This window comes from Halarcobacter ebronensis (assembly GCF_013201825.1).
GTDB classification, from domain to species: domain Bacteria; phylum Campylobacterota; class Campylobacteria; order Campylobacterales; family Arcobacteraceae; genus Halarcobacter; species Halarcobacter ebronensis.
In genome coordinates this window covers 735,993-750,080 of record NZ_CP053836.1, presented here as the reverse complement: position 1 = coordinate 750,080, position 14,088 = coordinate 735,993, and the positions used below count along the sequence as shown (strand labels likewise).

General features: G+C 29.7%; 11 protein-coding genes. All 11 read right to left on the bottom strand.

Features of this window, described 5'->3' with window-relative positions:
- Positions 1 to 11 precede the first annotated feature (11 nt).
- Positions 12 to 2,645: a valine--tRNA ligase gene (locus AEBR_RS03735; RefSeq protein ID WP_129088362.1), complete on the bottom strand. Its 2,634-nt coding sequence runs from the start codon at positions 2,643 to 2,645 to the stop codon at positions 12 to 14.
- A 103-nt stretch (positions 2,646 to 2,748) separates the two neighbouring features.
- Positions 2,749 to 4,794, bottom strand: a complete 2,046-nt coding sequence (locus AEBR_RS03730) for an ATP-dependent helicase (protein WP_129088361.1) — start codon at positions 4,792 to 4,794, stop codon at positions 2,749 to 2,751.
- A 273-nt stretch (positions 4,795 to 5,067) separates the two neighbouring features.
- Positions 5,068 to 7,758, bottom strand: a complete 2,691-nt coding sequence (locus tag AEBR_RS03725; protein ID WP_129088360.1) for a methyl-accepting chemotaxis protein — start codon at positions 7,756 to 7,758, stop codon at positions 5,068 to 5,070.
- A gap of 76 nt (positions 7,759 to 7,834) precedes the next feature.
- Positions 7,835 to 8,392, bottom strand: coding sequence for a ferric reductase-like transmembrane domain-containing protein (locus tag AEBR_RS03720; protein ID WP_129088359.1), 558 nt, complete (start codon positions 8,390 to 8,392; stop codon positions 7,835 to 7,837).
- Positions 8,393 to 8,400: 8 nt separating this feature from the next.
- Positions 8,401 to 9,360 (bottom strand): protein-methionine-sulfoxide reductase catalytic subunit MsrP, encoded by a 960-nt coding sequence (gene msrP, locus AEBR_RS03715; protein ID WP_129088358.1) that lies wholly within the window; start codon positions 9,358 to 9,360, stop codon positions 8,401 to 8,403.
- Between the two features lie 94 nt (positions 9,361 to 9,454).
- Complete coding sequence (tpx, locus tag AEBR_RS03710) at positions 9,455 to 9,940, bottom strand: thiol peroxidase (RefSeq protein WP_129088357.1); 486 nt, start codon at positions 9,938 to 9,940, stop codon at positions 9,455 to 9,457.
- A 153-nt stretch (positions 9,941 to 10,093) separates the two neighbouring features.
- A complete protein-coding gene (locus tag AEBR_RS03705) occupies positions 10,094 to 10,927 on the bottom strand; it encodes a CvfB family protein (RefSeq protein WP_129088356.1) in 834 nt (277 codons plus the stop codon).
- The gene (locus tag AEBR_RS03700; RefSeq protein ID WP_129088355.1) at positions 10,924 to 11,721 is read right to left on the bottom strand and encodes a metal ABC transporter permease; all 798 of its coding nucleotides are present in this window, start codon (positions 11,719 to 11,721) and stop codon (positions 10,924 to 10,926) included. The genes AEBR_RS03705 and AEBR_RS03700 overlap by 4 nt, the downstream gene beginning before the upstream one ends.
- Positions 11,721 to 12,470: a metal ABC transporter ATP-binding protein gene (locus AEBR_RS03695; RefSeq protein WP_129088354.1), complete on the bottom strand. Its 750-nt coding sequence runs from the start codon at positions 12,468 to 12,470 to the stop codon at positions 11,721 to 11,723. Before AEBR_RS03695 ends, AEBR_RS03700 begins: the two co-directional genes overlap by 1 nt.
- Before the next feature lie 49 nt (positions 12,471 to 12,519).
- Positions 12,520 to 13,284 (bottom strand): ElyC/SanA/YdcF family protein, encoded by a 765-nt coding sequence (locus tag AEBR_RS03690; RefSeq protein WP_129088353.1) that lies wholly within the window; start codon positions 13,282 to 13,284, stop codon positions 12,520 to 12,522.
- A 1-nt stretch (position 13,285) separates the two neighbouring features.
- A complete protein-coding gene (gene amrB / locus AEBR_RS03685) occupies positions 13,286 to 14,086 on the bottom strand; it encodes an AmmeMemoRadiSam system protein B (protein WP_129088352.1) in 801 nt (266 codons plus the stop codon).
- Positions 14,087 to 14,088 lie beyond the last annotated feature (2 nt).

Sequence of the window (14,088 nt, the reverse complement as noted above, 5' to 3'; positions counted from 1 at the left end):
CTATTCTCCTTTTAAGCCTGAAGCGAGTTTAATTCATTGGTGATTTTTTCTAATCTTGTTTTTATCTCTTCTAGTGCTTTTTTATTCTCTTCAACTACATTTTGTGGAGCGTTTGCCACAAATCTTTCATTTGATAACATTCCATTTAGTTTATCAAACTCTTTCTGTGCTTTCTCTTTTTGTTTTTCAAGTTTTGAAACAATAGCACTCATATCAATTTCAGCTGTTGGAATATAAACCTCTAAATTATTACTTACATCAGTTACTGAGTTCTCTACTTTTGAAGAAACAAACTCAATATTTTCTACTTTTGCTAGTTTTTCAATAAATGGTTTTGCAACTTCATTATCAATACTTTTATCAATTTTTATATATGCTTTTGCAATTTTAGAGTTACCCATATCTATTACAACTTTTGCTCTTCTAATAGCTGTAATTGCCTCTTCAATTAAAGAGAACATCTCTTCACTTTTTTCATCTCTTTTTATATCTTTAGGGAAATTCATAATCATAACTGATTCTCCCTCTTCAAGAGTTGTTCCACTTAATTTGTGATATAAGAAATCTGCAATAAATGGCATAAATGGTGAAATCATTTTAAGAGTCTCTTTAAATACTGCACCTAGTTCCACAATTGACTCTTTTGAAGCTTTAGAGTACTCAATTCCCCAGTCACAAAACTCAGTCCATACAAATCTATAAAGAATTGAGGCTGCTTCATTAAATTTATAAGATTCTAAAGTTTCTCTTACTTCATTTACTGCAACACATAGTCTGCTTTGCATATAAAGACCAAGTGGTGTTTTAACTTCAATATCTTTTAAATCTGGGAAAGTATCAACATTTAGACTTAGAAAATTTGAAGCATTATAGAGTTTATTTGTAAAGTTTCTAAATTGCTCTAAATTTTTTGCTCCAAGTTTAATATCTCTTCCTTGAACTGCTAAAAATGCCAGTGTAAATCTAATAATATCAGCACTATGCTCTTCAACCATATCAAGTGGATCAATTACATTTCCCTTTGATTTAGACATTTTTTGCCCATTTTCATCCCTAACTAAAGCGTGCATATAGATATCTTTAAATGGAAGTTCTCCCATAAAGTGTTCACCTAACATCATCATTCTAGCTACCCAGAAAAACATAATATCAAACCCAGTGATAAGAAGACTATTTGGATAAAAATCTTTTAAATCGCTATTTTTAAAAGTATCTTCCATTTGTCCATTGTTTCCCCATCCAAGAGGTGAAAATGCCCAAAGACCAGAACTAAACCAAGTATCAAGAACATCTGGGTCTTGAGTATATTTTTTACTTGCACATTTTGGACAAGATTCTGGTTCATCAGCTTTATCTGCCCATTGATGACCACAACTTTCACAAGTAAATACAGGAATTCTATGTCCCCACCAAAGTTGTCTACTAATACACCAATCCCTTAACTCATCCATCCAAGCTCTATATGAGTTTAACCAATGTGAAGGGTGAAATTTTGCTTCACCAGCGTAAGTTTTTTCAATACTCTTTTTAGCAACTTCACTTCTTACAAACCATTGTTTAGAGATATATGGTTCAACAATATTTTTACATCTATAGCAATGCCCCACTTGGTGAATATGCTCTTCAATTTTTACAATAAAACCCTCTTCTTGCAGTTTTTTTACAATAACAGGTCTTGCTTCAAGTCTCTCTAAACCTTGAAACTCTCCACAATATTCATTTAAAATACCCTTTTCATCAAAACAGGTAATAAACTCTAAATCATGTCTTTTACCAACTTCGTAGTCATTTTGGTCATGGGCTGGTGTTACTTTAACAACACCTGTTCCAAATGCCATATCAACATGTTCATCTGTAATAATTTTAATTTTTCTATTAGTTAAAGGAAGAGTTACCTCTTTGCCAACAATATTTTTATATCTCTCATCTTCTGGGTGAACCATAATAGCTGTATCCCCAAAGTATGTTTCAGGTCTAGTTGTTGCAACTGTAACATGTCCACTTCCATCTGAGAAATGATAGTTCATATGGTAAAACTTACCATTTACCTCATCATGTTCAACCTCAATATCAGAAAGTGCCCCATCGTGTGTACACCAGTTAACCATATAGTTGTTTTGTACAATCATACCTTCGTTATAAAGATGAACAAAAGCCTCTTTAACAGCCTCTTTTAGTCCATCATCCATAGTAAATCTCTCCCTAGACCAAGCTGGACTTACCCCTAATTTTCTCATTTGATGAACAATATTTCCACCAGATTGTTCTTTTTGTTGCCAAGCTCTTTCAAGGAATTTTTCTCTACCTAACTCCTCTTTTGTTGTACCTTCAGCCAATAACTGTTTTTCAACAATATTTTGTGTAGCAATACCTGCGTGGTCTGTTCCTGGTTGCCAAAGGGTTTTGTACCCATCCATTCTTTTAAATCTTGTAATAATATCTTGAAGAGTAAAAGTTAAAGCATGTCCTATATGTAAACTTCCTGTTACATTTGGAGGAGGCATCATAATAGCAAAAGTTTTTTGTTTTCCATTTGCATCTGCTTCTTGAATAGATTTGTTTCCATCTACCTCAAAGTATCCCCTATCTTCCCAAATCTTATAGTATTTGTCTTCAACTTTTGATGGTTCGTACTTATCACTCATTTAATATCCTATTTTGATTTATCATCTGTTCTTTTTAAAAATATTCGCGATTATATCGAAAAGTTGATTTATCTTTGGTAAGGTGAAGTTTATCTATTAAAAATTAGTTCTCTTCTTCATTTTTAATAAGTCCAGCCTCTTTTAAAAAGGGTGAGTGAATAAAGTCTATTTTTTTGATTTTGTCATATTTTGCGTAACTTAGGTATAAAATATCTTTTGCCCTTGTAACTGCTACATAAAAGAGTCTTCTCTCCTCTTCCAAACTTCCACCTTTTGACATCAGTTTTCTATTTGGGAATCTTCCATCCATCAGATCAATTACAAAAACCTCTTTAAACTCTAAACCTTTGCTTGCATGAACAGATAGAAGATTTACCCCTTCCCCTTCACTCATTTCAGAGCCACCTAAAATCATAGAGTTAACAAATTTTGACAAATCTTGAAAATTTTTAGAGAGGGTTCTTAGAAGCATCACTTTTCTATTTATTTTTGCCAAAGCTTTTGTTTTTTGTATATCATTTATTTTCCCATCTTTTTGAGTTGCTCTTTTGGTTGCAAGCATATCTTTTATTTTTGAGTATAACATTGAACCAACAATACTAGCAACCATTGATTCAGGAACTTTTGTTCTTCTTACTTGTTTAATAAGCAAATAAAAATCATAAATATATTTAGCCCCATCAACTGTTAGTTTTGGATGTTTTAAAATTGGATTACTTAAAAAGTTCTCTTCAAAATTACAATCTTTAAATTTAGAGATTGAACCCAATTCTAAAAAATCATCAAAAAGTCCAAGCTGAATATTTTTGATTCTATTTGTCTCAAAAGGGTTTGTAATGCTTTGGTTTGGTTGAAAAAGACCTTTCATGATATCTCCATCTCCAAGTCTGCTAAGGGCATCAAAAATATCTTTTGCTATTGCTTTTCCAATCCCTTTTCCATACTCTAAAACATGAATAAAAGCCATCATATCATTGTGACTTAATTGCATAACCAAAATATCAAGTACAAACTTTATCTCAACAGAGTCAAAAAATGACATTCCACCTTTTCTCTTTGCTGGAATTCCATACTCTCTTAAGTTTGCTTCTATTCCATCTGCACTTGAGTTGTTCCTAAAGATAATTGCAATTTCATTGTGTGAAGTGCTACTTTTAGAGATTAGATCAGAGATATGATGATATTGTTGGAAAAGCTCTGTAAAAGCTAAAAGTTTTGGGGCTATAGTAACATCTGTACGCATAACTTGCAGATGTTTTTCATAAACCCTTTCATTGTGTTCAATTACTTTTGTAGCCAAATCCAAAATAGGTTTTGTTGATCTATAGTTTTTTCTTAATGTAAAAACTTGTGCATCTTTATATCTTTGTGAAAAAGTTGAGATAATACCAATATCAGAACCATTAAAGGCATAAATACTTTGGTCATAATCTCCCACACAAAAAAGCGATTTTGGCTTAAAGGCATCCAATAATCTTCCTTGCAAAGGGTTTGTATCTTGATATTCATCAACTAAAATCTCTTTAAAATCAAACTCAGTATTTTTTAAAGTATCAAGCATAATTGTTAACAAATCATCAAAGTTTGCATAACCATACTTTATTTTCAGCTCATTAAACTCTATTACCACATCTTCATAGATTGCTGTATAGATCTCATGGGCTTCATTTTTATTTTTTATCCAAGTTGCAAAATCTTCACCCTCATTTGAGTTTAAATATAAAGAATAGATATCGTATAAATATCCCCCATCATAAGGATTTGCTTCATCACTTCTATCATAAAAAACTCTCTTTTCATAAAGAGATTTAAAAAGTGTCTTTAATTCACTTGGCTGTTTTAGTGTAATATTAATATTTAGTTGTTTTAAAAGTTTATATGAAACAGAGTGAAAAGTACCTGCCATTATCTTTTGGGCAATCTCTTTTCCAAAAAACTTTGCAACCCTTGCAACCATCTCTGCTGCTGCTTTATTTGTAAAAGTTAATAATAATATCTCTTCAGGTTTTACCCCATGGTTTATTAAATTTGCAATTCTTCCTACAATAGTAGAGGTTTTACCCGTTCCTGCGCTAGCAATAATAAGATTATACCCTGTAGGGCAAGTTGCAGCACTTAGCTGATCTTCATTTAGATTTGATAAAGGCATATATAGAATAACTCTTTGATAGTTTTTGTATGGCGAATGTTAGCACTAATGTTCTTTAATCTGGGTAAAAAAAAAGCTCCTTTTTCAAGGAGCTTCTTCACACACAAGGAAACAAATTGGAAAATTTAAAAATTCGCAGTTTTTAAATTATTAAGAAGAATTCGCACAACTTCTTAATCCATAAAGAAATTATAAAGGATGAGCATTAATAATAGAGTAATGAAAAGTTAACCAAGAGTTAATGTTACTATGAAGTTAAAAAAAGGGAAAGCTTTAAAAGCTTTCCCACTCGTCAGAATCGTCATTTTGTGGGACATATACCCTATCTTTTTTTGATTCTTGTTTTTTATATTCTAAAATTTTTTCATGGTAAGTTTTTGCATTTTTTACCTCTTTTGGAAGAACATCCCTTGCCCTTACAAATTTGCCATTTTTACATTTATGCTCTTTTATTTTATCAAGGTAGAAAAACACTTTTGAAGTATTATCTTCTATATCATGGGCAATATTTAAAAGTTCTTTATCCCTTTTATTATTTGCATCAACATCAATATATTTTTGCACATTTTTGTGAATATTTTCATGTACTTTAAGAAGTTCTTCCCAGTCAGCATTTTTTGTATATGGTTCATTTGCATGTTTTTCTATCCATTTACCCAAATCACACTCTGTACAAGTTTTTACTTTCCAAGTTTGACCATTTCCAACTTTACTAAAGTTATTCTCTTTGAAAATAATATGGTCAAGTTTTAGTTTTGTTGTATCAAAAACTAAATTTACATCACAAACAAAATCTTTTCTTTTTTTATCAAACTTAGTTCTTTCAACAATTGATACAAGATTTGATGAGAGTTCACTTAGTGCCATAGCTTTTTGCGATACACTTTCAGATGAGTTTGCATTCTCTTGGGTTGCTTTATCAAGTTGATTAATAACATCATTGATTTGTCCCATTCCCTGTCTTTGTTCACCGGAAGCCTCAGAAACTTCTGTCACTAAACTTGCGACTTCTGATACTTTTGAGTTTAAGAAGTTGAAACTTTCTACCATTTTATCTGCTGTATCTTTCCCCTCTTTTGTTTTCTCTTGGGCAAAAGTTACTATCTCTTTTATCTTTTTAGCAGCTTCAGCAGATCTTCCTGCGAGATTTCTTACCTCTTGTGCAACTACAGCAAAACCTTTTCCAGCTTCACCAGCAGTTGCAGCTTCAACAGCAGCGTTAAGTGAAAGAATATTTGTTTGGAAGGCGATTTGATCAATTATTGTAATAGCTTCAACTATATCATTTGTTGCTTGGTTAATTCCTTCCATTGCTTGACCAGTTTTATGTGCCAACATATCATCTTGTTTACTTGTACTCTCTAAATCTTTTGCAATTGTCATCATTTTTTGAGTTTTTTCATCTGTATGTGAAATTGCTGATGTGATCTCTTCTATTGCTGCTGCTGTTTCTTCCAATGAGGCTGCTTGTTGGGTAGAAGATGATGATAGCATCTCAGAAGTTCTTGCAAGCTCTTTTGCACTTTGAGCCAATCTTGTACTTGTATTATCAACCATACACAAAATTTCAGAGATTGATACACCTAAAGCATTTGTTCCTTTTATTAATGAACCAATATTCCCTGAGCTTGTTGTCTCAATTTTATACTCATATTTTGCATTTCCATACTCAATAATTGCATTTGTAATTAGAGCAAGATTATCTCTTGTAACTTTTAACATCTCATTAACATTTTGTTTAAGCTCTTCTACTTGTGCCGAGTTTGCAACCTCTTTTATCTCATAAGTATAAAAACCTTCCCTTGCCTTATGCACAATATCAATTGCTTCATCTATAACTTTTGCATCTTTTTTTATACCATCCTCTATTTGTTGAAGATAACTATTAAAATTCAAGGCAACCTTTCCTATCTCATCTTCCCTTGTTACTTCAACTCTATTTGAGGTATCTGAATTTCTTGAGATTGATAAAATTGCACTATTTAGCTGATTAAGTGGTTCTATTATAATTTTAGTTGAAAAGATTTTTATAATTAAACTTGTAATAATAAGTATTGCAACAATAAGTGTTAGAGCTATATAAATGATTTTTTGTGCATCCATAACAGAAGCATCAACAATATTTAAATCCTCCCCAACAACATAATATCCAATTTTTTTATTTGAATAATCAATAATTGGTTTTAGTGTTACAAAATAATTATCTTTTACTAAATAACCCTTTTGTTCAATACTTTTTAAATCTAAAGTAGCTGCAAATTCTGCAAAATCTTTATTAAATGATTTTTGATTTAAAGCATATTTTCCAACACTTTTTAAACTATTTACATTTTCACTAAAAACAATACTTTTATCTAAAAGCATAAGAAGATGAGCATTATTATATTTACTCATATCTTTGATTATTGAGTTATATCCCGCTTTAAACTCTATACTACCTAAATATTCACCATTTTCAATAATTGGAGCAACACCAACTAAATTCACATTTGAAACACCAATTTCAGTTCCAACAACTGCTTTTTTTTCATTAAAAACTGTTGAGATTGATCCCCTTTTTGAAAGTAATTTATCACCATTTTTTTCAGGTTTCCATGATCTTAAAAATGATACTCCATTCTCATCATGGATATGAATCTTTATATTTTTAAAATTTGTATTTTTTTTAAAATCAGCAGAAAGTGTTTGTAAAATTGAAACTAATTCTTCTCTATTTTTATTTTTTAATGCAACTTTGATTCTTCCATCATTTGCAATTGATATTGCATTTGATATACAGATCTCTTCTTTTGCCAAAAGTTTTTGTTCCACTATTGAGTTTAAACTATTTGCAGATTTATTATAAACATCAATCTTTATGCCACTTATATAAAAAGAAAAAATAATCATTGTGATTACCAATCCAACTAAAGAACTTATTAATATCAATAAGTTTAATTTATTACCTATTTTCCAATTATTCATCTATACAACTCCCTAACATATCTTAAAAAAACTATAACTAAATTAGTTGTATAAATAACTTAAAAATAATATTCTTCTAATTCAAATTATTTATATTAATAATCTGTTGTAGAAGTTTAAAAAAACCAATTAATAAAATGATTCCTACAAAAAAAATCTCTAAGATAGATAAACTTTTTTGAGCCATAATAAAATGTATGGTTGTTAAGACCAACACTAAATAGATTACTTTATGATATTTATGATACTTTTTAAAAAGAGCTGAAGAGGAGGTAAATGCCATAAAAAGAAGAAGTAAAAAAGAGCTCATTCCAAGAAAAATAAAAGGCTTTTCAAAACTCTCTTTTAAGATAGAATCAAAGTCTACTTGCATATCCAAAATAATGAAATTTAGAAAATGTAAAAATGCATAAAAAAATCCGCTTAATCCAACTATTTTTCTATATTTTATTAGATTTAGATACTTTTTTATCAAAGATAATGAAGTGGTAATAAGAAGTAAAATAAGAGATGAAAATCCAGTTATTGTATATATATACTTTATTGGATCAGCCACATCATCAAAATAAAATAGCTTTAGTAAAAGATAAAAAAGAGGAAATAGTAAAAATAGTATTAATAAAATTTTATTCACATTTATCCTTAAATATATTTAGTTAAATCCATATCTTTATAAAGATGTGCAACCTCTTTTTCATAGCCATTGAACATCAAAGTATTTTGTTTAAAAAAACTTCCTAACACTCTCTCTTTTTTTTGTGACCATCTTGGATGATCCACATTTGGATTTACATTTGCATAAAATCCATACTCTTTTGGATTCTCTTTTTGCCATGAGTTTAAAGGTTCTTTATCAACAAAAGAGATTTTTGCAATTGACTTTATTGATTTAAACCCATATTTCCAAGGGACAATAAGTCTAAGTGGTGCACCATTTTGTTTTGGCAGGCTTGAACCATAGAGTCCAACAGCTAAAATAGTTAAATCATTCATTGCTTCATCCATTCTTAGACCTTCAACATAAGGATATGAAATAGCAGAGAAATATTTTCTTGCTTGATCTGGAAACATCTCATCATCAAAAAGAGTTTCAAAATAGATATATTTTGCACTTGAAAGAGGTTTTACATATTTTATTAAATCTGAGAGTTTAAAACCAATCCAAGGTACAACCATAGACCAGCCCTCAACACATCTAAATCTATATATTCTCTCTTCTAAATCAACTTTTTTTATAAACTCATCAAATCTTAAAATCATCTCTTTTTCAACAAGCCCATCAATTACAATATCCCAACTGTTTGTATTTAGTGTATGAGCCAAAGGTTTAACACCCTCTTTGCTTGTTGTAAACTCATAAAAATTGTTATATGAGGTTATTTGTTCATAGCTATTTAGTTTTAGATTTTGAGGATTTTTATCCTCTATATATTTTAAAGTTTTTATTGGTAACTGCTCTTTTGCCAAAGCTTCAACTATTGAACTAGAGCAAACCAAAGAGGCAGCGCCAAGTTTTAGAAAAGTTCTTCTCTTTTCAAAAATCTCTTTAGGGGTAACTTCTTTTTCATCTATATGCCAAGATTTTTTATTAATAATATTCATTTAAAATCCTTTTGTTTATATTTAGAATTTTAAAGAAATAGTGTTAAAGTTTTGTGTAGAGGTTTAAAAAGAGAGGAATCTCTCTTTTTAAAAATTAAATTGAAGATAATGCAGCTTGATAATTTGGTTCTTCAGTAATTTCTGGACAAATCTCTTTATATTTTACAACACCAGCGTCATCTGTAACAAAAATTGCTCTACAAGTAACTCCAGCAAGTGGTCCATCGGCGATTAAAACTCCGTATGCATTTGCAAACTCTTTATTTCTAAAATCACTTCCAACTTTTAAATTTTCAATACCTTCAGTTGTGCAAAATCTTCCCATTGCAAATGGCAAATCCATAGATACAACTACAACTTCAGCATCAGATTTTGCAGCCTCTTCATTAAACTTTCTAGTCTCTGCTGCACAAACAGCAGTATCAAGTGAAGGAACTACAACAATAACTTGTGCTTTTCCACCAATTTGAATATTAGATAAATCTTGTCCTACAACATTTATCATTGGAGCTTTATCACCTACATTAACTTCTGTACCTGCTAAGTTTACAGGATTTCCTTTAAGATTAGTTGTTGCCATCTCTTCCCCTTAGTTAAATTGGCGAAATTATAATATAAGATTTTAAAATATATCTTAATTATAAATTCTTAAAATATTTTATCAGTATTTTTATATTAGTAACTTAAAATTACTCTTAAAACAATTTATGTAGTAATTTTGTAACAAATGGTATTATTTAACTTTGATTGAGTTCTCTAAAAGCTCTATTTTATTCTCTTCTATTAGCTTTGTTAAAGAGGCTTTAAAGGCCTTTCTACTTAAACCAAAACTCTTTTTTATATCTTCAGGAGTGCTTTTATATGTGAAGGTCATTTCGCCCCCATTTTTACTTAAAATATCCAAAATTCTATTTGCATCATCATCTTTTTTTTCTTCACCAATTTTTTGCAAAGAGATATCAAGTTTTCCATCTTCTCTTAAGTTTTTTACATAGGCTTTTTTTCTATCTCCAATATTGATTTTTTCAAAAATCTCATTGTGATAAATCAAACCTTCATAGGCATTGTTTACAATAACTTTAAAACCTAAAGGAGTTTTCATATAAAGAAGAATTTCAACTTCACTATGGTTTTCCAAGTTTGCTGGAAACTTCTCAAGAACAAACTTTTCTGTTCCTATTAATCTGTTAGTTTTTTCATCTTCAACTATTTGAATAACTTTTCTGCTACCTACATTAAAGGTTGATCTTTGTCTATTTTTAGGAACAAGTAAATCTTTTGTTAATCCCATATCCAAAAAAGCACCAAATTTTGTACTATCAACAACTTCTAAGCAAACAAAATCATCTTTTTTACCATAAGGAGTTAAAGTAGTTGCTACTAATCTATCTTCACTATCTGTATAGATAAAAACCTCTAGCGTAGAGTCTATTTTCATCTCTTGTTTTACATAACAGTTTGGAAGCAAAACCTCTTGTTCATCTAGTGAACAAAGATATAATCCAGGTTCTGAAACTCTATTTACCTTTAGGGTATTAATTACACCCAATTCTATTTTTTTATTCATTTTTTTCCTAAAAATTTAAAAAGTAGTAGAGATATAACTCCTACAACTATTATACTAGCTCCAGAACTAATATCGAAGTAGTATGAGATACAAAGACCAATTAAAGTAAATAGTGTAGCTATAATTGAACTTAATATCATCATTGAAGATAGTTTTTTTACAAACATCTCTGCTAAATATGTTGGAATAGTTAAAAGTGCAATTACAAGGATTAGTCCAACTACTTTTATAGCTCCAACAACACTAAGAGCGGCTAAAATAAGAATTAGTGTATAAAAAAACTTTACATTTATTCCTCTTAACTGAGCAAACTCACTGTCATATGAAACTGCCAAAATCTCTTTATAAAACAAAAGCACAAGAGTTATAATAAAAAAATCTAAAATAACAAGATATATTAAATCCTCTTTTGAAACTGCTATTATAGAACCAAAAAGATAACTCATTAAATCTACATTGTACCCAGGAGTTAAATCAACAAAGATAATTCCCAAAGCCATTCCAAATGCCCACATAATACCAATAATTGCATCTATTCTATTTCTGTTTTTTAATGTTAATAAAGAGATAATTACAGCTGTAGCAATTGCAAAAATGGTAGCTCCAAAAAGAACAGGAACTCCTAAAAATATTGCAAGACCAATCCCTCCATAAGAGCTATGGGCAATTCCTCCTGCTAGAAAAGTGATTTTATTTGCAATTACCAAAGAACCAATTATTCCAGCAGCTATTGAGACTAAAACTCCAGAGATTATTGCATTTTGTATAAAATCATATTGTAATGCCTCAAACATTAGTGTACTCCATGGGTATGGTTACAACAGATCTCTGTTTTACCTAAAGCTGATAAGAGTTCAACTTCACATAAATGTTCATCACAGATTTCAATACTATCATCAACTTTTAAATGGTGATAAACTAAAGTTTTATTTATATGGGCAACATTTTTTGCATAGTTTAGTAAAACTGAAATATCATGGCTTACAACTACTATGCAGATTTTTTTATTTAACTCTTTTAAAAGCTCATAAATCTCTTTTTGACCCTTTACATCAATACTTGCTGTGGGTTCATCCAAAAGCATAACTTTAGGTGTGGTACAAAGAGCTCTTGCAATAAATACCCTTTGTCTTTGTCCTCCACTTAAATCCCCTATTTTACTATTTGCATAATCTTGCATTTCAACTTTTTTTAGAGAATCCATTGCACAAGCAATATCCTCTTTACAATATCCAAAAAGTTTTTTCTTTGTAATTTTATGCCCCATTAAAACTACTTCTAAAGCAGTTATAGGAAAATCTGTATTTAAATTTGTATTTTGTGGAACATAACCTATCTCTTCATTTTTAATATTTTTAATTACTGTTCCATTTTTAACTTTTAATAGATTGAGTATAAGTTTTAAAAGAGTTGATTTTCCGCCACCATTAGGACCAATAATAGCTAAAAAATCATTATCTAAAATATCTAAATTTATTCTTTCCAATACATTAACATTTTCATATCTATAAGAAAGCTCTTTTATCTCTATTAATTTATTCATTATTATCTTGCAAACCCTTTATTTGTGCGAATTATACAATAATCAATTGTCAATTTAGATAAAAGTTAATTTTTTGGGAAAATTTAAACCAAATCTCTCCTAAATATTCATGAAAGGCAAGTGATGTTTTAGATATATTAGCGGCTTCAGGAAAAGATAAATAATCAACCTTTGCTTTACTATGATAGTCTGTTGGAGCTGCAATTGGATTTAGACCAAAAGATTTAAAAATATTCATTGCCCTTGGCATATGTGAAGCTGAAGTTACTAAAACAAAAGTTTTGTCTCCAATTCTCTCTTTGGCATATTTTGCCTCTTCTATTGTATCTTTTGCCTCTTCTTGTGTTAAGATATTATTCCCTTCTACACCTAAAGCAAGAGCAGTATTTTTTGCCATAATAGCATGGGGTGTTTTATCTTTTCCCCCATATCCAGATACAATGAGTTTTGCATTTTCTAGTTTCCTATAGATTCTAATACCTTCATTTAATCTAGTTAAACCTGTTCTTGACATCTGTGAAACAACAGAACGTTTCTCATCTGTTTCATGATCATTGCCTAAAACTAAGACATACTCTATTTTAGAATCTATATTCAAATATGAGTTATATTTTGTCTCTAAAGAGTTTATTAAAGAGTTAGAAAAAGGTTCATAAGAGATTAAAAAAGTCCAAAGAAATGTTAGGATTAAAAAAAGTTTTGCTTTTGTATATCTATTTAAAAGAAGATAAAAAAGTGCAATAAAAAGCAGTATCATAGAGATGGAAAAAGGCATAAAAAATATTGAAATAAGTTTCTTAAGGGCAAATAACATTTTAAACCTTCTCTTTTAATAAAAATGAACTATATCCAACAACACTTGTATCATCTTTTGTTCTATCATAACTTGTACAGTAATGAAGTAGTTCAAACTCTAAATCTTTTTTTATTGAAGATTTAACTAAAGCTTTTACTCCAACTTTTCCACAAGCTTCACACCCCTTATCAAAAAGCTCTAAATCTCTTTTTAAAATAGCATTAAGACAGATATTATCTAATCTCTTTGCCTCTTCAAGTTTATAAAAATGACTTAAATCTGTACTAATAACTATTAAATTATCTTTATTTTCTAAAAGTTCATCTACTAATTTTGACAACTCATTAAAATCAAGTTTTCCATATACAAGCTCAACTATTTTTATATCTTCAAAATAGTTTTTAATAAAAGGAGCTTGGGTCTCAGTAGAGTGTTCCTTGTGGGCTTCTGGTATAAAAGTTAAAAAAGAATAAGCTTCTTTTAGTTTTAAAGAGTACTCTAAATCTATTTTTAAATCTCCAAGGGGTGTTTTAAAACTCTCATAAAGGGCAATTGAAGCTCCTTCTATATAGATTTTATGGCTAGGTCCAATCACAACAACTCTTTTATATCTATTTTTTGAAGAGAGATTGTAAGCCAAGTTTGCAGTAAAACCACTATAGATATATCCAGCATGTGGCACAATAATTGCTCTAACCTTTAAGTTATCACTAGCATTTTTCAAAGAAAAACTCTGGTTAAAATACTCTATAAACTTATCTATCTCTTCTTTGCTTTTTGGATAAAAACTTCCTGCAACAGCCATCTCTCTTTGACCCATAA

Bases quoted from the DNA above. Each gene is read 5' to 3' on its own strand.
- AEBR_RS03735 (WP_129088362.1), bottom strand. From the start codon at position 2,645: ATGAGTGATAAGTACGAACCATCAAAAGTTGAAGACAAATACTATAAG.
- AEBR_RS03730 (WP_129088361.1), bottom strand. From the start codon at position 4,794: ATGCCTTTATCAAATCTAAATGAAGATCAGCTAAGTGCTGCAACTTGC.
- AEBR_RS03725 (WP_129088360.1), bottom strand. From the start codon at position 7,758: ATGAATAATTGGAAAATAGGTAATAAATTAAACTTATTGATATTAATA.
- msrP (WP_129088358.1), bottom strand. From the start codon at position 9,360: ATGAATATTATTAATAAAAAATCTTGGCATATAGATGAAAAAGAAGTT.
- tpx (WP_129088357.1), bottom strand. From the start codon at position 9,940: ATGGCAACAACTAATCTTAAAGGAAATCCTGTAAACTTAGCAGGTACA.
- AEBR_RS03705 (WP_129088356.1), bottom strand. From the start codon at position 10,927: ATGAATAAAAAAATAGAATTGGGTGTAATTAATACCCTAAAGGTAAAT.
- AEBR_RS03700 (WP_129088355.1), bottom strand. From the start codon at position 11,721: ATGTTTGAGGCATTACAATATGATTTTATACAAAATGCAATAATCTCT.
- AEBR_RS03695 (WP_129088354.1), bottom strand. From the start codon at position 12,470: ATGAATAAATTAATAGAGATAAAAGAGCTTTCTTATAGATATGAAAAT.
- AEBR_RS03690 (WP_129088353.1), bottom strand. From the start codon at position 13,284: ATGTTATTTGCCCTTAAGAAACTTATTTCAATATTTTTTATGCCTTTT.
- amrB (WP_129088352.1), bottom strand. From the start codon at position 14,086: ATGGGTCAAAGAGAGATGGCTGTTGCAGGAAGTTTTTATCCAAAAAGC.